At 63.0% G+C, this 19,650-nt stretch carries 15 protein-coding genes, 1 tRNA gene and 1 other RNA gene; 13 read left to right on the top strand and 4 right to left on the bottom strand.

Annotated features, from left to right (window positions below; translation table 11 throughout):
• Positions 1 to 467 precede the first annotated feature (467 nt).
• From IV501_RS13945 to mobF, 11 genes are all read left to right on the top strand, one after another.
• The gene (locus IV501_RS13945; protein WP_200556989.1) at positions 468 to 1,163 is read left to right on the top strand and encodes a cytochrome b N-terminal domain-containing protein; all 696 of its coding nucleotides are present in this window, start codon (positions 468 to 470) and stop codon (positions 1,161 to 1,163) included.
• Positions 1,160 to 2,173: a hypothetical protein gene (locus tag IV501_RS13950; RefSeq protein WP_200556990.1), complete on the top strand. Its 1,014-nt coding sequence runs from the start codon at positions 1,160 to 1,162 to the stop codon at positions 2,171 to 2,173. The genes IV501_RS13945 and IV501_RS13950 overlap by 4 nt, the downstream gene beginning before the upstream one ends.
• 1,087 nt (positions 2,174 to 3,260) lie before the next feature.
• Entirely contained in the window at positions 3,261 to 3,713 is a 453-nt protein-coding gene (locus IV501_RS13955) for an L-2-amino-thiazoline-4-carboxylic acid hydrolase (RefSeq protein WP_200556991.1), read from the top strand.
• A 14-nt stretch (positions 3,714 to 3,727) separates the two neighbouring features.
• A complete protein-coding gene (locus IV501_RS13960; protein ID WP_200556992.1) occupies positions 3,728 to 4,582 on the top strand; it encodes a DUF4396 domain-containing protein in 855 nt (284 codons plus the stop codon).
• A 539-nt stretch (positions 4,583 to 5,121) separates the two neighbouring features.
• Positions 5,122 to 7,314, top strand: coding sequence for a heavy metal translocating P-type ATPase (locus IV501_RS13965; RefSeq protein WP_200556993.1), 2,193 nt, complete (start codon positions 5,122 to 5,124; stop codon positions 7,312 to 7,314).
• A 149-nt stretch (positions 7,315 to 7,463) separates the two neighbouring features.
• The gene (locus tag IV501_RS13970) at positions 7,464 to 9,017 is read left to right on the top strand and encodes a permease (RefSeq protein ID WP_200556994.1); all 1,554 of its coding nucleotides are present in this window, start codon (positions 7,464 to 7,466) and stop codon (positions 9,015 to 9,017) included.
• A 2-nt stretch (positions 9,018 to 9,019) separates the two neighbouring features.
• Positions 9,020 to 9,523 carry an ArsR/SmtB family transcription factor gene (locus IV501_RS13975; protein WP_200556995.1) on the top strand — a complete coding sequence of 168 codons (504 nt, stop codon included), beginning with the start codon at positions 9,020 to 9,022 and terminating at the stop codon, positions 9,521 to 9,523.
• Positions 9,520 to 9,939 (top strand): DUF6153 family protein, encoded by a 420-nt coding sequence (locus IV501_RS13980; protein ID WP_200556996.1) that lies wholly within the window; start codon positions 9,520 to 9,522, stop codon positions 9,937 to 9,939. The genes IV501_RS13975 and IV501_RS13980 overlap by 4 nt, the downstream gene beginning before the upstream one ends.
• Positions 9,940 to 10,035: 96 nt before the next feature.
• The gene (locus tag IV501_RS13985) at positions 10,036 to 10,629 is read left to right on the top strand and encodes a DUF305 domain-containing protein (RefSeq protein WP_200556997.1); all 594 of its coding nucleotides are present in this window, start codon (positions 10,036 to 10,038) and stop codon (positions 10,627 to 10,629) included.
• A gap of 268 nt (positions 10,630 to 10,897) precedes the next feature.
• The gene (locus IV501_RS13990) at positions 10,898 to 11,389 is read left to right on the top strand and encodes a hypothetical protein (protein ID WP_200556998.1); all 492 of its coding nucleotides are present in this window, start codon (positions 10,898 to 10,900) and stop codon (positions 11,387 to 11,389) included.
• A 504-nt stretch (positions 11,390 to 11,893) separates the two neighbouring features.
• Positions 11,894 to 15,331 carry a MobF family relaxase gene (gene mobF, locus IV501_RS13995; protein ID WP_200556999.1) on the top strand — a complete coding sequence of 1,146 codons (3,438 nt, stop codon included), beginning with the start codon at positions 11,894 to 11,896 and terminating at the stop codon, positions 15,329 to 15,331.
• A gap of 298 nt (positions 15,332 to 15,629) precedes the next feature.
• On the opposite strand, the gene IV501_RS14000 is transcribed toward mobF, so the two are convergent.
• Both IV501_RS14000 and IV501_RS14005 read right to left on the bottom strand, forming a co-directional pair.
• Positions 15,630 to 16,940: a Fic family protein gene (locus IV501_RS14000; protein WP_200557000.1), complete on the bottom strand. Its 1,311-nt coding sequence runs from the start codon at positions 16,938 to 16,940 to the stop codon at positions 15,630 to 15,632.
• Between the two features lie 124 nt (positions 16,941 to 17,064).
• Positions 17,065 to 17,259: a helix-turn-helix domain-containing protein gene (locus tag IV501_RS14005; RefSeq protein ID WP_307812308.1), complete on the bottom strand. Its 195-nt coding sequence runs from the start codon at positions 17,257 to 17,259 to the stop codon at positions 17,065 to 17,067.
• Positions 17,260 to 17,370: 111 nt separating this feature from the next.
• Here IV501_RS14005 and IV501_RS14010 point away from each other — a divergent pair, with 111 nt between their 5' ends.
• Both IV501_RS14010 and IV501_RS14015 read left to right on the top strand, forming a co-directional pair.
• The gene (locus IV501_RS14010; RefSeq protein ID WP_200557002.1) at positions 17,371 to 17,934 is read left to right on the top strand and encodes a helix-turn-helix domain-containing protein; all 564 of its coding nucleotides are present in this window, start codon (positions 17,371 to 17,373) and stop codon (positions 17,932 to 17,934) included.
• Positions 17,935 to 17,962: 28 nt separating this feature from the next.
• A complete protein-coding gene (locus IV501_RS14015; protein WP_200557003.1) occupies positions 17,963 to 19,258 on the top strand; it encodes a site-specific integrase in 1,296 nt (431 codons plus the stop codon).
• A gap of 79 nt (positions 19,259 to 19,337) precedes the next feature.
• On the opposite strand, the gene IV501_RS14020 is transcribed toward IV501_RS14015, so the two are convergent.
• Positions 19,338 to 19,422, bottom strand: a tRNA-Ser gene (locus tag IV501_RS14020).
• Positions 19,423 to 19,523: 101 nt separating this feature from the next.
• Positions 19,524 to 19,620: signal recognition particle sRNA small type (ffs, locus tag IV501_RS14025), an RNA gene on the bottom strand.
• Between the last annotated feature and the right edge of the window lie 30 nt (positions 19,621 to 19,650).

Genomic DNA, 19,650 nt, shown 5'->3' on the forward strand with positions numbered 1-19,650 from the left:
AGCGGTCATCGTGATGGTGCCTTTCGAGTGGAGGTAAGAGACTTCTCGAAGGTCTCACACGGTGACCGCGCTTACGTCTCGCGACGAGCCGGCCACCAAGAGTTACACCACTTTATGGGGCACTACTCCTCAGTACGGGGCCCACACTTGGGGGGTCACTCCAGTCCTCGGTGCCGCCTGAATGGTCGGATCGGGGATTCTTTGGTTAACGGGAGGCTGCAACCCAAAGGCTTCCGTCGACTGTGCTCGATGTCAATGCCGTCCCGGTGGAGCTCGCGTTGCCTGGTCGACCAGAGCCACTTCCTGAGAGCGTCCCAGGTTCGAGCGTTGGCGACCGGACAGGGCCTTAAGGCCCTCGAGAGCCTTCCAGATCACCAATACCGTTTACGAGTAGCGGAGACAAACCTTTCTCTGATCTCGTATCGAGGAGACCGAAAGGGCCAATGATGCCCGGACCCACTGAACAAATGACAGCCACACCCGCAGAAGAAGCCCCAACAAAGTGGGACCGCTTCAATACGCGAGTGGCCGAGCACGGGAGGGTGCGCGCCGTTCTGGAGTCGTTCGCCTACATTCGGCCCTTCGGCGGCATGTTCGGGAAGATTGTGCCGTTCTATGCGGAGTCGTACTGGTATGCGCTGGGCGGGCTCGCGTTCTTAATGTTTCTCTTCTTGACCGGCAGTGGTATCGCGCTTGCCCTGCTGGGACCGTTCTGGTGGCTCACCAACCCAGTGGGGATCTTCCTGAAGTCCTTCCACTATTGGAGCGCTGAGGCCTTCTTCTTCTTCATGCTGTTGCATATGTTGCGGGTCTGGGCGACCGGTTCATTTCGCGGGCGCCGCATTTTCAACTGGTGGATCGGTATCGCCATCTTCACGTTGGCGATGGGCGAGAACCTGTTCGGGCTGCTGGCCCGCGGCGACTGGGAGTCCCAGTTCGTGGCGATGCATTCCGACAACATGCTCTTCATTCAACCGTTCTTCTTCAACCTCTTCAGCCCGGCCAATTTCACCGCCGACCTGGCAATCCATATCGCCGTTGTCCCCGTTGCCATATTTGCGCTGATCCTGGCGCACATCGTGCTGGTCCGGCAGTTCGGGATGCATCCCCCGCTGACGTCAGAAACCGAGAAGGCGGACGACAACGAGAAGGTGTTCGAATGACCGAAAACGGCGGAAACGTTGGCAGCGACCGTCCGCCTGTCGTGAGCACGGACGCTCCGCCGGAACGTCTGGTTCGGCACGTGTTCTGGAAGTATCCGCTTCTGTCGGTAGTGCTGCTCGTCGTGCTTGTCGCTGTGGCGGCCGTGGCGGGGTCCCCAAATTCTCCGGACGCCACGATTGCCGCCGCCGCGAAGCAAGACGCCGGCGGGGCGGTGCTTGCCTTCGCACAGGAATTGGATGGCACCTCCAGTTCCAGTGCCAACGCTTCGGAGTACGGCATGGGTGACCCTGCGCAGATCTTTGTCGTGAAGCCGCTACGTGCGGCAATTCCCCTTTTGGGGCCAATCAGCCTTCCCAATTGGCCAACCCTGCACGCTACCGACGTGCGGGATGCGGTCGCTATGTACTCTGCGGCGACAGCGAAGCAGCAGATCGACTGGGCCTCCGCGTACGACAAGGCGCTTGGCACCATCACTGCGAAGCCATCAGGCGACGCGATGGGAGCTATGACCAGCCCAAGCTACGCCAAGATTCCGGCTCCTACCGGCAATTTCGGGCCTGTGCCGGTGATGGTCGAGGCGGATGTCAAACTTGCACAAAACGGTTACCTTGAGCAGTACCTTCAAGCCTCCGCGCCCGGCCATTCCACCCAACTCCCCGTCATCTGGCTATACGACCACCCCAAAATGCTGGCCACAGCGAGCCGACTTGGCCTTACGGATGATCAGTGGGGAATGGTGAAAGAACGCGGTTTCCCCGTCGGCCCTTGGTATTTGGCCGTCCCGGCGGTATTTCACGTATATCTGCCAGGCGGTGCCACCGGAACAGGGTTCGTGCTCTGGAACCTTTTGTTCTTTGCCATCATGCTCTTCGCTGTCCCACTCCTCCCCGGGCTTCGACACCTCCCCAGACGCCTAAAGCTGTACCGGTTCATTTACCGCTACCCAACCCCGGGAGAACTAGACAAGCCAGGATTCAAGGAACGATTTGGGTCAACCCATGGAGACTAAATCGGAGTCAACCGATCACGAGGAGGCGGGAGCGGTCCCCACCTCGAGCGATACCCACCCCGCCATCCCACCGCGAAAGCGGCGCGGCGGGGAAATGGTGATACTCCTCCTCGTGTCGATCGTCGGCACATTCGCGTTGGGGATGGGAACCCAGGGGGTGTTCGAGGCCGGGCACCTCAGCGATCTTGTCTGGTTCGCTGTGCTCGGAGGGGCGCTCTTCGTCATCTTCTCCCAGATGGGTCGAGTACACGACACGTGGCCGCGAAACGGCAAGCCGAGCATGCGTGAAAGATTCCGCCAGCGCCCCCGGCGAAAAGATCGGGTTCGCAATTCGCCAAATACGAAGGGAACGACATGAAGATCTTCAGAAGGATCCACCGCGACGTCTACTCGATCACGGTCGCCATTCTCGTATTCCTCGGACTAATTGCGTGGCTGCTCATAGTGGTGGCCCCGATAAGGTGACGATCGCTAGGCCCCAGCCACTCGTCGTGTTCCCATGTCAGAACCGCCAATGCGCGCCCGGCCGCGCACTCTGCTCTCCCTTCCGCCAAAGGTGTTTGTGCCCGGGCGGAGGGCAGTTCAGGAAAGGGGTCGAAGGTCCCTAACGCGGCGAAACCGGTCGACGTACGGTGAGAAACGGAGGCGCGCAGCTAATGTACGAATGGGACGATAGCAACGGGGGCTCCCGCGCCCAGGTTCCGGATGAGTGGCTCGCACGCAGCGAGATCGACGAGGATGAACGCAGAGCACGTCGAGTCGAACAGCGGCCCACGCAATGATGTCCCAGCCCTTGAGTCCCTCACGCCTACTAGGTAGGCGCCGGGTGAGTCGTCGTCTGTCACCGGCAGCTCAAACGGCCGTGATCGCAGTTTTGAAGCCATGGGCGTCATGGGCCGCACGCTCTGCGGTGGTCGGCCGCGACAAGTCGCGCACTGACCCATCGGCGGGCCGGTTCAGTCGCCGGGATGTGCTCCGTGTACTAAAGACGGCATGGGCGCGCTTCGACGCCCTGGCACCGGATCTCCCGGCTGAGCCGACACTCGGGAGCCGCCTCAACGTCATGCTCGCGTGCCTGACAATGGCAATGCTGGACGCACTAACCGCCGCGGGTGTCGAGCGCGGTTACGGAATCGAACTCGTCGGCGATACCTGCTGGAAGATCTACGCCCAATGGGGTCGACTGCCGCGTGCCATGGCGCTAGTGCGTACCCGTGACCCGGCGAAGCGGATGCGCTTCAGCGTAGATGCCTTCTTGCGCTTCCCGTTCAACCGGCCTGGCTACCGCTACGAGGACGTGCCCGAACCGGCGGGGAGGGCGCTGAACATGGTGCGTTGCCCGGTCGCCGACTACCTCGGCGTTCACGGTGCCTCCGACTTGACCGTCGGATCATGGTGCAATCTCGACTTTCAGCTCGCCCACATGTGGGGAGGATCGCTCGAACGGCATGGGTCGATCGCTGGTGGTGCCCCGCTCTGCGATTTTCGGTTCCGAGCCGGGACGCTCGAACCGGCGGAAACGGGGGAACTGGCGAAATGATCCTTCAAGGAATCATGATCCTCTGGTTCGCGGAGGTGGCCGGCTCGGTTGTGTTCGTCGCTGGCGACATCCTCAGAACACCCGAATCCCCAGTTCTGAAGTGGGGGTTCGTTATTGTCACCCTCTTCACCGGTCCGATCGGGCTCGTCCTCTATATCCTCTCCTGCCGGGAACCCCTGCCCGGAGTCCACGAAAACTACGTTCGGGCCCGCTGGCGCCAAGTTGTGGGATCTACAATGCACTGCGTTGCCGGTGACGGTATCGGGATTCTTGTCGCCGCCGCCGTGCTCTCCCCATTGGGGCTGCCCGAGTGGGTAAATTTCCTAGCCGAATACGGCCTCGGCTTCCTGTTCGGCTGGACAATATTCCAAGCCCTCTTCATGCGGGCAATGGTCGGCGGTAACTATTTACTCAGTCTCCGGAAGACCTTCCTGCCGGAGTTCGTGTCGATGAACGCCTTGATGGCAGGGATGATCGCCCTCAGCGTGCCATGGCGGCAAGCGCTCGGGATGCTGGCGACGCCGACGCATCCTGAGTTCTGGTTCATCATGTCGATCTCGCTCACGCTCGGTTTCATCGTGACCTACCCGATGAACTGGTGGCTTGTCTCCGCGGGCCTCAAACACGGCATGATGACGATCCGACCCGAGGGGCACCCAGTCCCACTAGCGGCGGGGCTGGCCCTCGCCGGTGCGGCGATCAGCCCTTCACGCCAAAACCCGTCGATCCCATCCTCCAAAGCGAGCCCCCAAAGCCCCAGCGCGAGGGCCCGCAACTTAGATAAGGCCCGGATGATCGTCGTCAGCCTCGCCCTCCTCAGCATCGGCCTGACCATAGCGGGGACCGTCGGATCACTCACCACCAGCTAGCGCCCGTCGGCGCAGCACACCATGTCGGGACTAAGGACTCTGCCCCATCGTCACCGGATAGCGAATGCTCGATTACAAGTGTTAGCGTTCCCGCGCCCACTCAAAGTCCAACGAAATGAGGCTCACCATGATGTGGGGAAACTACGGTGCCATGGGCTGGGGTTGGGCAATCGGCGCCATATTCGTGATTCTTCTCGTGGCCACCGCCGTGGTTCGCACGGTCAGGACCACTGCTAAGTCGCGCAGGACAAGTGCGGGGCCCTCTCCGAAGGAGATCCTCGATGGGCGTCTTGCAAAAGGCGAGTTGACCCCGGACCAGTATCAGGTTCGCCTCAAGGCGCTGGGGTAGAGCTCCCCATGACCTTGGCAACGAGTGCGCCGCCCATGAGACCGCGACCACACAACGCTCAAAGGCAAACGAGGCGTTCGATCGCCACCCAGACAGCGAGTACCCAAGATCGTGTGTCCGCGATAATTCCCGCGTCCGAATCGATCCCGTCCAGTTTTGATCCATCTCTCCCCGGCGAACGGAAATAGCCATGAGTAGCCATCCCAACAATCAGAATTCGTCGCCCGCGACCGCGGTGGCGGAGCAACCCCAGCCTGACGAGCATCGCGATTCGCAACCGAGCCTCGACCCCTCCTCAACGAGCCACTCGCCCGTGGATCACGCCATGATGAATCACGGCACCGATCACGGCACACACGTGAGGCAGTTCCGTCGACTGTTTTGGATCATGCTGATCGTCGCCATACCGGTGGTCGGGTTCAGCCACCTGTTCGCCATGTTCCTCGGCTACAAGCTTCCCGATCTTGCGTTCGTGGCGTGGGTTTCCCCGGTCCTAGGCACGGTCATGTATGTGTGGGGTGGCCGCCCTTTCCTGACCGGTGCTATCTCGGAGGTACGAAGCCGAAAGCCCGGGATGATGCTTCTCATCGCCCTGGCGATCAGCGTCGCCTTCATCGCATCATGGGGGGCAAGCCTCGGCCTGCTGGATCGCCAGCTGGATTTCTGGTGGGAGCTGGCCCTCCTGATTGTGATCATGCTCTTCGGGCATTGGATAGAGATGCGTTCGTTGGCGCAAACCTCAACCGCGCTCGAGTCGCTGGCAGCGTTACTGCCCGATCAAGCCGAACGTGTCACCGGTGACATCGTCGAGGTAGTCGCTCCTGCGGACCTCGTGGTAGGCGATGTGGTGATCGTTCGTCCCGGAGGTCGTGTCCCAGCCGATGGGACCGTGGTTGAGGGCACGGCCGATGTTGACGAATCAATGATCACCGGCGAATCCCGAGCAGTAAGTCGGGGCCCCGGAGCGCACGTTGTGGCTGGCACTGTCGCCACTGACACCGCTATCCGGGTGAAAGTCACTGCTGTGGGCGACGACACTGCTTTGGCTGGGATTCAGCATCTGGTGTCTGAGGCGCAGAACTCGTCCTCACCAACCCAACGCATTGCCGACAAAGCCGCGGGATGGCTGTTCTGGTTCGCCCTCGGCGCGGGGATCATCACTGCGATCGTCTGGACCATGGTCGGGAACCCAAACCAGGCCATCATCCGAACCATCACCGTGCTGGTGATCGCGTGCCCCCACGCGCTTGGCCTGGCTATTCCGTTGGTCGTCTCCATCTCCACAGAGCGCGCGGCGAAGGCGGGCGTGCTAATCAAAGACCGCATGGCGTTGGAGACTATGCGGAATGTCAACACTGTCCTCTTCGACAAGACCGGCACTCTCACCAAGGGTGAGCCGATCGTCTCAGACATCGCCGTCACCGCCGGCAACACCGAGGACGAGGTGCTGGCTTTGGCTGCCTCCGCCGAAGGCGACAGTGAGCACCCGCTCGCGAAAGCGATCGTCCGTGCAGCACACGCACGCAACCTCGCACTCGGCAGCGCGACCGGATTCCACGCATCAACCGCGGTCGGTGTCACCGCCATCGTGGCCGGGAAGAAGATCTCCGTCGGCGGGCCGAGCATGCTCGCCAACAACAAAACCCACCCGCTGCCAGAAACCTCCGCGTGGGCAGAACAGGGTCAGATCATCCTCCACGTCCTTGCCGATGGAAAAGTTATCGGGGCAATCGGTCTGGCCGATGAGATCCGAGCGGAGTCCAAGCCCGCGGTCGACGCGCTCCATGCTCTTGGCATTCAGGTAGTGATGATCACTGGCGATGCAGAACCCGTCGCAAAGTCCGTTGCCGACACCCTGGGCATCGACCGAGTCTTCGCCGGAGTCCACCCGGACGACAAAGTTGCGAAAGTTGCGGAGCTTCAGCACGAAGGACGAAAAGTTGCCATGGTTGGCGACGGAGTCAACGACGCCCCCGCCTTGGCGCAAGCCGATGTTGGGATCGCGATCGGTGCCGGAACCGACGTCGCCATCGCCTCAGCCGGTGTCATCCTCGCAAGCGACGACCCACGCTCTGTACTCTCCGTCATCGAACTGTCCCGCAAGAGTTACCGGAAGATGAAGCAGAACCTTTGGTGGGCCGCCGGCTACAACCTCATCTCGGTGCCCCTGGCCGCTGGGGTGCTCGCCCCGATCGGATTCATTCTCCCCATGGAAGTCGGCGCCATCCTCATGTCAGCGTCCGCCGTTGTCGTCGCCCTCAACGCTCAACTCCTGCGCCGGCTCGACCTTCGACCGGAGCACCTCAGCGCCATGGTCTCGACGGCCGGTGTCACAGAGCCGGCACCCGCGTTGCCGCGCGAAGGTGAGCAGCAGCGTAGATAGTGGCCGCAGAGGCGCAGCCGGCCAAAATCTACCCTGCGACTTGACCCCGGGGGAATATCCGCACATCCGCACGGGTTTACACTTGAGACAGCCGTCGTGGTTCACTCAGTGAATGCCGCGGCGAGGATCTCAACTGATTGGGTGATGCAATGACGGTACTGACGGCGCTGTGGGACGGATTGTCCGAGGGCTTCTTCATGTTCTGGCAGACCTTGTGGGCGCTGGTTCTCGGATTCGCCCTTTCCGGGGCCGTGCAGGCCTTCGTGTCCCGGAAGCAGATGCGCACCGCGCTCGGTGATCACCGGCCAAAGACACTGGCGAAGGCATCGCTGTTTGGCATGATCAGCTCCTCCTGTTCTTATGCAGCCTCCGCTCTAGCGAAATCGTTGTTCGCACGAGGCGCCGATTTCACTTCCTCGATGGTGTTCATGATTGCCAGCACCAACCTCGTCGTTGAGCTAGGGATCGTGTTGTGGTTACTCATCGGCTGGCAGTTCGCGTTGGCGGAGTTTGTTGGCGGTGCAATCATGATCATCCTTCTTGGGATCATCCTTCCCCGGGCCATCCCCGCAAAAATGACGGATGAAGCCAGAACGCGATTGAACCGCAGCGCATCAGACACGCACGCACATGCTGCTCACGACCACACTGCTCATGACCACACTGATGACGTCGACGAAGACGAACTCGAACAGCAGTCATCGACCGGGTCATTCCGGCAACGGATCTCCAGCCGCACGGGTTGGGCCGATGCCGCCAGCTACACGATCAGCGACCTCACGATGCTGCGCAAAGAACTCGTGATCGGATTCGTGGTGGCCGGGTTCCTGGCCACCCTCGTCCCCAACTTTGTGTGGCAGTCCGTGTTTCTCAGCGGCCACGGGTTCCTCTCCAGCCTCGAGAACGTTCTCATCGCACCGCTAATCGCGATCATCAGCTTCGTCTGCTCCGTCGGGAACGTGCCCCTGGCTGCCGCACTCTGGCACGGCGGAATCAGCTTCGGCGGAGTCGTGTCCTTCGTGTTCGCCGACCTGGTCACCCTGCCACTGCTGTGGATCTACAAGAAGTACTACGGCACCCCCATCACCCTGCGAATCCTGGCTGTCTTCTGGGCGACAATGAGCGCCGCGGGGCTCGCAGTGGAATACCTATTCCAACTGATCCACATCCCGAACCCACCACGACCCACCCAAATCGTTCATATCGGGTTCGCTTGGGATTACACCACCTTCCTCAATATCGCAGCACTGATCGGTTTTGGGGTCCTCTACTGGCTCTACCGGACCCGGGACAAGACGGACACACGGTACGCCAAGGACCCGGTCTGCGGGATGCAGGTCGAAACCGCCAACGCTCCCGCAACCCGGAGGGTCGACACCGGAACGCAGTACTTCTGCTCAGACCGTTGCGCAGAACGATTCGACACCGACCCCGCTCGATACACGAACGCAATGCCCATCGGTACGACGAAGGAGAACGAGATGGCACCCCACGGTCACGCAGGGCACGAACTCGAGAATTCGACTGGGACCGCCATCGACCCGGTGTGCGGAATGAGCGTCGACATCGCGACCGCGCAACACAGCCACACCACGGACGACGGCACCGTCTACTTCTGTTCGGCTGGCTGCCGGTCCGCGTTCATCGCTAACCCCGCCACATACCAGCTCGCCGGTGGAGCAAAACCTCACCTCGAGGGATAGACATGACGATCACCAACCACACCCACCCGATCGACCCAGTGCGGGTCGCGCACGCCCGCGACCGGCTCCCCACCCCAGAGGCGACAACCCGCCTGACCGGACTGCTATCGATGATGGCCGACCCGGTACGGCTGCGCCTCATCTACGCACTCGATGTCACCGAGGAACTCTGTGTCGGCGATCTCGCCCTGGCGCTGGATGTGTCGGAGGACTCCGTCTCCTACGCACTCCGGCTACTGCGAACCGCCGGGTTGCTGGTGACCCGGAAGGAGGGCCGTGTGGTTTACAACCGACTTGCCGACGACTTCCCCAAACCCTTGCGCGACCACTGCCTGCGACAACTCATCGCCCTCACCTATGCGCCCGCAGAAGACGAGGACGCCCAGCATCATGACCACGCGGAACACTCTGATCACGACCGCTCGGCGCACGATCGCGCCAAAAAAAGCTCGACCGGTCCCAAGGATCAGACTGGCCACGAGCATCAGCACTACGATCAGACATGACAATCGGTTTCTCGAGGTTGGGAAAACTCTGGCCGCAACGATCCTTGCTGCCCGCTCTTGGCGTGATCGCTATATTGCTCGGCCTGCTCGGAATGCACTACCTGCCCGTCGATTCACTGATCGCGAATGACTCCATGGTCGCGATGTCGACCTCAGGTGACATCGGTGGGCCAGCGGCCCCCGTTCTCTCGCCGGCAAGTCATCGGCCAGCTGCTCATGAAACAAGCATGGCCATGGAGGAAATGGCCTGCGTGCTGGCGATCTCCATCACGGGCCTGTTTCTTCTCATCGGGCCCGGATTGCCAACCGGCTGGACCGGACTAAAAGCGCTGAGATCACCGCCCCGGGACTGGCGAACGACGACGCCCCCACCGCGACCACCCTCACTCGATCTCCTCTCCATCAGTCGAACCTGATTCGCAGCTATCCGCACCCCCACGGATCACGCTCCACAGGCGCGCCTTTGACGCGCTTTCGAATCTGTCGTTCCACTGACCTGAAAGAGAAAACCAATGAACACTCGATCCACCCTGCTCGTCTCGAGCGCTCTCGCCCTCACTGTCCTGCTGGCTGGCTGCAGCACCGGAACCGTGTCTGGCACCAACCACAGCTCGTCGGCCCCAGCCGCAAACTCGACCGCGACGGGACCCCATAACGACGCCGACATCGCATTCGCTCTCAACATGGCCGCGCACCATCAACAGGCCATCGAAATGGCGGACATGGTTCTCGCCAAAACCGGCGTCGACGGAAAAGTCACCGATCTCGCCAAGAAGATCAAAGCTGAGCAAGCACCCGAAATCACGCTCATGAAGTCCTGGCTTACCGCGTGGGGACAGTCGACTGATTCAAGCGGGATGAGCGGCATGGAGATGAACGGAATGATGTCGCAATCCGATATGGATGCCTTGAAATCGGCCGACGGCACCACCTCCAGCACCCTGTTTCTCACCCAAATGACTCAGCACCACCAGGGAGCCATCGACATGTCAAAGGAAGAGCTCAGCACCGGCAAAAACGCGGCCGCGTTAGAACTCGCCAAAAACATTATCAGCGCTCAAACGACAGAAATCAGCACAATGAAGCAACTGCTCGCAGGCAACTAGTGCGCACCAGAGGATGCCCACGCCTGCCACGCCAGAGAGCGTGGGCATCCTCTCACTACGGCTGCCCGGCACCAGATGACGAGCCCGGAGAGAGAACCCACCGCGCTGAAAGCCCACTCCGACTTGCTCATCGTCATCAACATCGTCGCCGCGACCGCCATCATCACCGCACAGGTCATCACTGTCCGCGTCCGACTCAAGGAGGGAAAACCGTGCCCATATCCAGGCGCTACGCGACGAGACTGAGGTCACAAACGAGGAGTCGGCCATGCCAATCGGACTGACCATCGCGCTGATTACGGTACCGCTGGTATTGTTCACGGCCCGCGCGATCTTCCCCCAACTCCCGTGGAAGCGCTACGCCCGCACATCGTCGTGGCCGGACATCGGCCTCCTGAGCTTCGGCTCCATAGGGCTGATATTGCACTGCGCCGCAATGTTCTACCGAGATCTCGTCCAGACAATCCCTGGTACCGATGGGTACGTCAAGTGGGTCAACGAGATGGGCTGGGTTAGCATCGTCCTCTACGTACTTCCGGCGTCGGTCGTTGTGGTCGCGCTGCGACGCCAGCACCCCCTGGCCGTCGCGATTGTCGCGCTCACATTCATCGCCGTGGGAGTCACAATGTACAACAGCGGCCCACTCAGCACGCACCTCACGATGATTGCCCTCGCCGCCACCGCGCTCGTAGGGACAACATCGATGCTCTTACGCACGCAGCTCAGGCGGAAGGGGCCAGACACGGGCATGGCGGACTGACCTCCGAGCCTCATCTGCCGCGTGCGCGTGATGACCAGGACGTCGTCGACATCTTGCAGCGCCCCCACCCCAGACCTAAATATCACATGCTTTTGTGTTGCCTCGCTGCCAGTGAGCGACCGCCCGTCTTGCTCTCTGCGCGGCCGCGGCAACTGTCCGAAAACGACCGATTTCGGGGCGCCCGGAGATCCCCGTCACCGGGTCACGACACGAAGCACGATCGTGCACCGAAACTATCTACCGAAGCCTTCGCGAGTCGAGAAAGTCTGCTGACCGTTCCGGTAACGCTCAGGCAACTCGCCACAGGGGTGAGCGTCAGAGGAATCCGGCCGACCGGAATCGCTTAGCCGTGCAGCATTAGTGCTTCGCGGGATGTGGCGCCCCAAAGCCCGCCAAATCTCTTCCGGCGCGCACGAAACTCCCACACGACTAGTTCTCTTCTGAATGCACGTATGCTACCGTAGTAGATACACAGCACGCGCTATTAGAAACGAGAGATGCGGGATGAAGGGCGGGGTGATCCTGTTTCGGGGCGCGGGAGCGGATGCCCGCCGCTACCTGGAGTCCGACCGTTCGCGGGCGGACGACTACTACCTGGAAGGCGGCGTTGCCCTGGCCGAGTTCTCGGCCGTGAACGGTGCCGGCGAGGTGATTGGCGAGGTTGGGCTGACGCCGGACGAGTACGCCTCCTGGGTGGATTGGGCGAACCCGCTGACCGGGGAGTCGATGGGCGCCCCTCGCCAAGCCGGGAGTGGACGGCGGGGCTCGCCGCGTTTCGCGGAGATGGTGGTGAACGCGCCGAAGTCGCTGTCGATTGCGGCGGCCTTGCACCCCGAGGTGTCGGAGGCGCTGGACGCGGCGCAGGCCGATGCCGTGGGGGAGATCCGCCGTTGGCTTGGACAGCACTCGGTTACTCGTGTAGGCCCGCGGGGGAGGCAGGAGGTTGTGCCGGTCGAGCAGCTGGAAACTGTTTCGGTTGTGCATCGGACGTCGCGGGCGGGTGATCCGCACTGGCATATCCATTTTCAGATCGGCACGCGGGTGTGGGCGGCCGGAGCTTGGTGGGGACTGGACACGGGGGCGCTGTTCAAGCAGCAGGGCGCAATACGGGCGCTGGGTACCGCGGTGATCGCCGCGCATCCGCAGCTCGCCGCCACACTCGAGGCGCACGGCCTGACTTTGGATCCGGTCACCGGCGAGGTGGCCGAGCTGGAGCGCTACAACCGTGTCATGTCCAAGCGGGCGGAGCAGGTCACCCGCAACCTGACCATGTTCGAGGCCGACTGGCGCGCCAAGCATCCAGGTCAGGAGCCCGGCCCGGTGGACCGTTCGCGGTTGGAGGCGATGGCGTGGGATCACGAACGACCCCACAAGAAGCCCGCCGCGCTCGGAGGCGAAGCGGCGTGGCGCGCCGAGTTGGCGAAACTCGGCTACGCCCCGAGTCCGACGCGTGTACTGGCGCGTGTGCCGGTGTCGCTTGATGATCTGAGCGTTCAACGGGTCGCGTCGCGGGCTCTGGACCGTTGTGCGGCTGCCGCGTCGACCTGGACTGTGCACACTGTCCAGGAGCGGGTCACCGGCATCATCACCGAGGCGGGGGTGCGCGCCACCCCGGAGGCGTTGCGCGACATGGTTGCGATGAGTACCCGGCTTGCGGTGGAGGATTGCCTGTCGGTGTTGCCACCGGAGAGTGTGCAACCCGACCATGTTGCACACCTCACCACAGTGCATGTTGTTGCGGTCGAGACGCGCTTGCGCGACATGCTCGCAGCCCGCGCAACGAAGGGCGTGCACCGTGTATCGGAGGTGACAGGCCTGGCGGGCAAGGGGAACCTTGACCCGGATCAGGCGCACGCTGCCGCCGCAATCGCGGGCACCGAGAGTCTCGTGGTGGTGGAGGGTGCGGCCGGTGCGGGGAAGACCACCATGCTTGGCGCGGCGATCGAAACCGCCGCCGGCCAGGGGCGCGCAACGCGGGTGGTGACGCCGACGAAGAAGGCTGCGGATGTGGCCGCGCAGGAACTTGGTGTATCGACCGACAGTGTGGCGAAGCTGGTTCACGAACACGGCTGGCGGTGGAACGCCGATGGGGTTTGGACCCGCCTGGCCATCGGCGACACCGACCCGGAGAACGGCAGCACTTACAGCGGGCCATCCGTGACTGCGCGGCTGACCCGAGGGGAGCGGATCGTGGTGGACGAGGCCGGGATACTCGACCAAGACACCGCCCTCGCCCTGCTGACCGTCGCGGACGAGCACGACGCAACCCTCGCCTTGGTTGGGGACCGGGCGCAGCTGTCCGCGGTCGGGCGTGGCGGTGTGCTCGATATAGCCGCGCAACTCGCCGGACGCACGTACGACATGACGACCGTGCACCGCTTCACCGACCCGGAGTACGCGAAGTTGACGGTGCAGATGCGTGGCGGAGAGCGTCCCGCGCTGCTGTTCGACCGGCTACACGACCTGGGGCTGGTGGTTCTGCACGACAGCGATGAGGCCGTGCAGGAGTCGATCGCGGGCGATGCGCGCGACGGGGAGGCGATCACGACCGCAACCAACGACGAAGCGCGGGAGCTGAACGCGCGCATCCGCGACCAGCGGGTACAGAGGGGAGCGGTGGACGATACACGCACCACTACCGGCAGCGATGGCCTCTCGATCGGACGAGGCGACGTGATCCAGACCCGGCAGAACAATGCAGACCTACAGGTAGCGAACCGGCAAACGTGGACCGTGCAGGCCGTCGGACAAGACGGAACCGTGTGGGCGAAGGAGAACGCAACCGGCCGGAAGCAGCAGCACACAGTCCGACTCCCAGCCGAGTACGCGTCCCAATACATGCACCTCGCCTACGCCACCACCGCCTACGGGGTGCAAGGCGCAACGGTGCCCAAGTCGCACACGATCCTGACCGACGCGCTCGACGCGGCGGGCTTGTATGTAGGCATGACCCGCGGCCGCACGACAAACCGGCTCCACATCGTCGCCGCCGATCTGGACGACGCACGGGAACAGTTCACCGCCGCGCTCGAGCGTGATCACGCCGACCGCGGCCTTGAGATCGCAACCCAGGCCGCACACGATGCCGTCGCCGGTCTCACCGCCAACGGGCCGGTACGCGTGGTGAACGCCGAGCGCGCCCGCCTGACCCAACAGATCAAGCACGCCAGCCAGCAGGCCGACAAGTGGGCACACGCAGTCGCCGCGCTCGTCCGGCAGGCCGATGCGCACCAAGCCGAATCCGACGAGCAGCAGGAGACCGTCGCCCCCGCGGACATCCGCGCCGCCGAGGTCCGCGCCGAGGTCGTCGCTCCGCTCATCGAGCGGGCCACCACCGACGGGATCGCGTACATCACCAGCCGAGAGCGGATGTGGGAAGCGAACACCGCGCGCGCCGGACGGCTAAGTAAACGTGCCACTAACCGTGTGGCGACACAGGCGACCAGTGAGCATCGCGCAATCGAGACGGCCGCACGGCAGCGCTGGGGCGGACTCCCGGAGACCCTCGCCGGACTCCTACCGTGGGCCGCATCGGTCGTGGAACAGGAAGCCGACGCCAACCCGCGCGTGAGCCAGGCCCGCCAGCACACCACCGACGCCCAGCAAGAGCAGCAACGCCTTATTGCCCGGCAGTCGCGGGAGCGCGCCGACCTCCACCGCCAGATGTTCGGCAACCACACGTCCGGCTCCGCGCAGGCACAAGCCGCCCGGTGGCGGGAACATGCCGAGACTGCTCGGCGCGACCTCGCGGCGATAGAGGCCCTACCGCCCGTCGAAGCGGCGCAACTCATCCGCAACCGCACCGAGCAGGAACAGGCCCAACGTACGGCCGCCGACCGCACTCTGGCCGAACGCCGGGCGCGCGCCGGACGGCTCCATGTCTTCACCCGGCGACCGCCCGACCGTGGCCCGATACCGCCCGACCGCGGGCTTGGGCGATAGCCCGCCTACCATCGAACGAGGCTACTCGGATGCGCCGGGCTAAACCCACAGAGCAGACGACGCAGGTTGTGAACCTACTTGCCGTGATCTCTGCCGCACAACGCCGAGGCGAAGTCATACCGAGCACGGGCGGCTGTATGACTTAGCCGGACAACTCATATTGGGTTCGCTCGCCAGTCGGTGCAGCTCGCACCGGAGTGCATCCTCACTGGTCGTCGCGCCGGCCTCGGTAAATCTTTTCCGACCACCCCAAGGGACGCCTCCCGCACCGCTCAGCCGCGGACGTGGACCGTTGGCGTTACAGCCCCATAGCGTCCCGTCGGATGGGGTGGTCAGGTCGCAGCGTGCTGCTGAACGCGCTCCGGTGTGGTGCGGCGGGACCGAGCCGTGGCTTCCGGTCTCGTGTGTCGCCGCCACCGACGCGGTTGCTGCGCTCGGTTAGTGCGACCAGGGCGAGGTGGCGGTCGGCCGTCCAGCAGATCAGTCGGCCCTTCTCTTTCGCCCGGCCGAGGATGCCTGCCTCTGCCAGTTCGGTCAACGCGCGGTGCGCCGCCGCGGGCGAGACCTGTAGGCGGGCGCTGACAGATTCGGCGGTGAGCACAGGGTCGGAGGCGAGGGTGTCGAGGATGCGCAGCACCACCGCGTCCCGCCGCGGAATCGCCGGGCTCAGGCCGCGCGCACGGCGGAACCGCACAAACTCCTCACCCACCTGCGCATCCAGTGCGGCGATGTCCTCGGAGAGTTGGACGGCGTTGCCGGCGGAGCGTTCGGCAGCCTGGGCGAACCCGATCACCCACTCGTCCAACCGTGGTGGGTCGGCCCGGTAACCGTTCAAGCCCGCGATGTAGGAATCGGTATCGCCCGCGAACACGGTGCTGATCGGGATCAGAGTGTTCCGCAGCGCGTCCGCGCGGCGCAAGACGGTGTGGATGAGGGCACGCCCGGTACGGCCGTTGCCGTCTATGAACGGGTGGATCGTCTCGAACTGGGCGTGGACGATCGCCGCCCGCAACACCGGATTCCCCGATGTCTCGGTCGTGAACCGGGCAAGATCAGCCACCAGCCGTACCACCTCGCTCTCTGGGGGTGGCACGAACGCTGCCCGTAACGGGGACCAGCCTGGGCCTCCCACCCAGTTCTGCTCTTCCCGCAGCCCGCGCGTCAGGCGGGGCTCGATCACGTGCTGGAGATCCACGATGTCCTCAACCGTGATCGCCCGACCCCGATCCGCCAGCTCTGCGATTGCCGCCTCCGTCGCCCGCACGTTCGCCACCACATCCAGAGCCTCCCTCGGCCCCTCATGCAACAATTCTGCGATCGCCAACCGCTTCGGGCTCACCCGGTTGCCTTCGATCCACGACGACGAAATCGACTCCGACCGGATCAACAGGTGATTCAAATACCGCCCGCGCGACCCGATCCGCTCATCCGCCCGCGCCAACACCGCCAACGCATCCTCCACCGCCCCCTGCGCCTCAACGCCGAGGGTCGGGAGCCGGTCGCCCAGTTCGTCCGGCACATAGGCCAGGTAGCGGCCCGGTTCCCGGTCCTTCCGGCTCAGACCGCCTGCGTCCTCCGGATGCCATAATCGCTCCACATACTCAGCCATCGGAACCTCCAACCCACGCCTCAAACTTCTACTTTAGATGCACTAACCGAGGAATAGCGGGATGGCGCTCCCGGCTAGCTTCGGACCCTAAGACGCCCGCTGCGTGTAGGCGGGGGACGATGGCTCACTCGCTGTCGGGATCGAACAGACGCAGAAATTTCTCGCGGGGGATCACCACGCGGCGGCCGAGCTTCACGGAGGGGATCGTACGGTTCTCGACTCCGGCAGTCACTGTGCGGGGATCGACGCCGAGCGCTTGTGCCGCCTCAGTGCGCGTAATTACCAGGCTTCGTGACTCGCGAAGCGTCTCGATCGTCACCGTTACGATTCTCATATCGCGTACCTCGTTCCTTGGATAGCGAGAAATGACGAGATATGAATCTACATGTTCGCGCTTGTTGTGTCAACAGTGACGGTGTACGTTTCTTATATGGATGACAGGAAGCGCGGGAACCCCGCGGGACAGACAAACGAAGCTGTCGCAGCGAACCTTCGCAAAGTGCGTCAAAGCACCGGCGTTGACCTGCGGGAGCTATCCGCACGGATCAAGACGACGGGCCGGGTCATCTCGCCATCGGCACTGAGCAAGATCGAGAATGGCGACCGGCGTGTGGACGTCGACGACCTCACTGTCTTCGCCTACGCCTTGGAGACCACCCCGGCCGCTTTACTCACACCAGCCTCCGAGGAAGCCCAGGCTCCGGCTGGAGTACCGGAGGGTCAATTCACGCCTGAGGAGATTCGGGCTTGGATACAGGGCACTGTCAAACTCACCACCGAGGACCTTTTGCGGTACTGGAAGGAGCAGGCATTCGACTCGGCCAGCTACATACGCCGCTCCGAGGACATCCTCGCGCAGTACGACCAGGGACAGGTCGGCGTTACCCCGCGCGAGGTCTACGAGAAACGGATTGCCACCCATCGAGGACGTCTCGCCACAATCACTGGACGTCAGCTCGAACTCGACCCGATGTCCATCCCCATCGACATTTGACCCGACGCCAGTCAATAACAAGAAAGAGATGCGAAAGGTGCGAAAAGCGACGAACATCCCCAAAGGCCGCGCCGTCGGGAAAGACCCTGAAGAGCTAAACGAGAACAAGGTCCGACGGTCTCGATCACGACATGCGGGGTCGCTGGCCGACTACCCGACGAAGACGGGACTGCGGTGGAAATTCCAGATCTACGCGCTCAAAGACCCCGAGAAACCGGAGCTTGGTGAGACCCGCATCACCCGTGGCGGATTCAAGAACCTAGAAGAAGCCCAGAATGCCCTTGCGAGCGCGCTAAAGAAGAAGGCACAGAACGAGAGGTTCCAGGGCAAGGTACCCACTATCGCGGACTACGCCGACCAGTGGGTCGGCGGGCTCCGACTGCAGAACTCGACGATCCAGGGCTACCGCAAGATCATCCGCAATCACATCAGCCCTTCGCTCGGCGAGCTCAGTCTGGACAAGCTCACCGCGACCAGGATCGCCGCCCACTACCGGGCACTGGAGAAATCAGGTCGGCGGGACACGACTGGTCGTGGAAAGCCGCTCTCAGCGAATAGCGTGAACAAGGTGCACGTCGTGCTGGGTGCCATACTCGACGCCGCGCTCGATGATGGCTTGATCGGCGCGAACCCGGCCAGGAAGAAGCGCACGGTCAATGCTCCAACGGGTTCTCAGATCCGTGCGCATCGTCCTGAGATTACGACATGGACGGGCGGCGAACTCCACGCCTTCCTCACCTGGAACCGGGACGTGCTCAAGGACGAGCTCTTCCCGCTGTGGCGCACTATCGCCTACACGGGGATGAGGCGCAGCGAAGCTCTCGCGCTTCGCTGGGGCGACCTGAATGTCGCGAGCGGCAGGCTGAGTGTCAGACGGGCCGCTGACGTGACCATCCGCAACGTGGCGAAGTCCACAAAGACGGGGTCATCACGCGTGCTGGACCTGGATCCGGAGACCATGGGAATCCTCAAGGCCTACAAGGCGAAACGCGGCGCAATCTCACTAGATCTTGCCCGCGCGGACTCCTACATTTTCGGCAACGACGCAGGCGCGATCCGATCACCAAACGAGGTCGGCCGGCGCTGGACGTTCCGCGTAGAACGCGCACAGGCGGCAATGAACGGACTACCCTGGGTCACCCTCAAGGGCCTGCGGCACACGCACGCGACCCTGCTGCTCGAACTGGGCGAACACCCCAAAGTGGTGCAGGAACGCCTCGGGCATTCCACGATCACCACGACGATGAACATCTACAGCCACGTCACCCCGACGATGCAGAAGGCCGCAGTAAGCCGCTTCGCGGAGCATCTCGATCAGGCTTAGCACATATCTCAGCACATGGAGCGGAATATGCCCTCGCTTGCGAGTATAAAAAACCTGATCAGAGGCAGTTTTAAATCGGCGGAGAATGGGGGATTCGAACCCCCGAGGGCGTTAACCCAACACGCTTTCCAAGCGTGCGCCATAGGCCACTAGGCGAATTCTCCTTGACGCGGCCGAGCGGTTCGAGCGAACGACCATCAAGAATCTTACGGGATGATCGCGGCCGCCGAATTCGCACCGACCAGAACAACACACTGAGTACAACGAAAAGGACCCCTCGCGCACCCGCCAGAGCCCGGTTACCCTTGCTACGTTTCCGTCCTGGGGGAGTTGGCCTGGATGGCGCCACGCGAGGAGCCACGACGAGTTTAGCCCTAACCCGGCTCCCCTCG

This window comes from Lacisediminihabitans changchengi, from assembly GCF_016634425.1.
GTDB lineage: Bacteria > Actinomycetota > Actinomycetes > Actinomycetales > Microbacteriaceae > Lacisediminihabitans > Lacisediminihabitans changchengi.

What these genes read in the sequence shown, in the direction of transcription:
- mobF (WP_200556999.1), top strand. Translation starts at nt 11,894, where the DNA reads ATGAAGGGCGGGGTGATCCTGTTTCGGGGCGCGGGAGCGGATGCCCGC.
- IV501_RS13980 (WP_200556996.1), top strand. Translation starts at nt 9,520, where the DNA reads ATGACAATCGGTTTCTCGAGGTTGGGAAAACTCTGGCCGCAACGATCC.
- IV501_RS13955 (WP_200556991.1), top strand. Translation starts at nt 3,261, where the DNA reads ATGCTGGACGCACTAACCGCCGCGGGTGTCGAGCGCGGTTACGGAATC.
- IV501_RS13960 (WP_200556992.1), top strand. Translation starts at nt 3,728, where the DNA reads ATGATCCTCTGGTTCGCGGAGGTGGCCGGCTCGGTTGTGTTCGTCGCT.
- IV501_RS14015 (WP_200557003.1), top strand. Translation starts at nt 17,963, where the DNA reads ATGCGAAAGGTGCGAAAAGCGACGAACATCCCCAAAGGCCGCGCCGTC.
- IV501_RS13965 (WP_200556993.1), top strand. Translation starts at nt 5,122, where the DNA reads ATGAGTAGCCATCCCAACAATCAGAATTCGTCGCCCGCGACCGCGGTG.
- IV501_RS14010 (WP_200557002.1), top strand. Translation starts at nt 17,371, where the DNA reads ATGGATGACAGGAAGCGCGGGAACCCCGCGGGACAGACAAACGAAGCT.
- IV501_RS13945 (WP_200556989.1), top strand. Translation starts at nt 468, where the DNA reads ATGACAGCCACACCCGCAGAAGAAGCCCCAACAAAGTGGGACCGCTTC.
- IV501_RS13950 (WP_200556990.1), top strand. Translation starts at nt 1,160, where the DNA reads ATGACCGAAAACGGCGGAAACGTTGGCAGCGACCGTCCGCCTGTCGTG.
- IV501_RS13990 (WP_200556998.1), top strand. Translation starts at nt 10,898, where the DNA reads ATGCCAATCGGACTGACCATCGCGCTGATTACGGTACCGCTGGTATTG.
- IV501_RS13985 (WP_200556997.1), top strand. Translation starts at nt 10,036, where the DNA reads ATGAACACTCGATCCACCCTGCTCGTCTCGAGCGCTCTCGCCCTCACT.
- IV501_RS14000 (WP_200557000.1), bottom strand. Translation starts at nt 16,940, where the DNA reads ATGGCTGAGTATGTGGAGCGATTATGGCATCCGGAGGACGCAGGCGGT.
- IV501_RS13970 (WP_200556994.1), top strand. Translation starts at nt 7,464, where the DNA reads ATGACGGTACTGACGGCGCTGTGGGACGGATTGTCCGAGGGCTTCTTC.
- IV501_RS13975 (WP_200556995.1), top strand. Translation starts at nt 9,020, where the DNA reads ATGACGATCACCAACCACACCCACCCGATCGACCCAGTGCGGGTCGCG.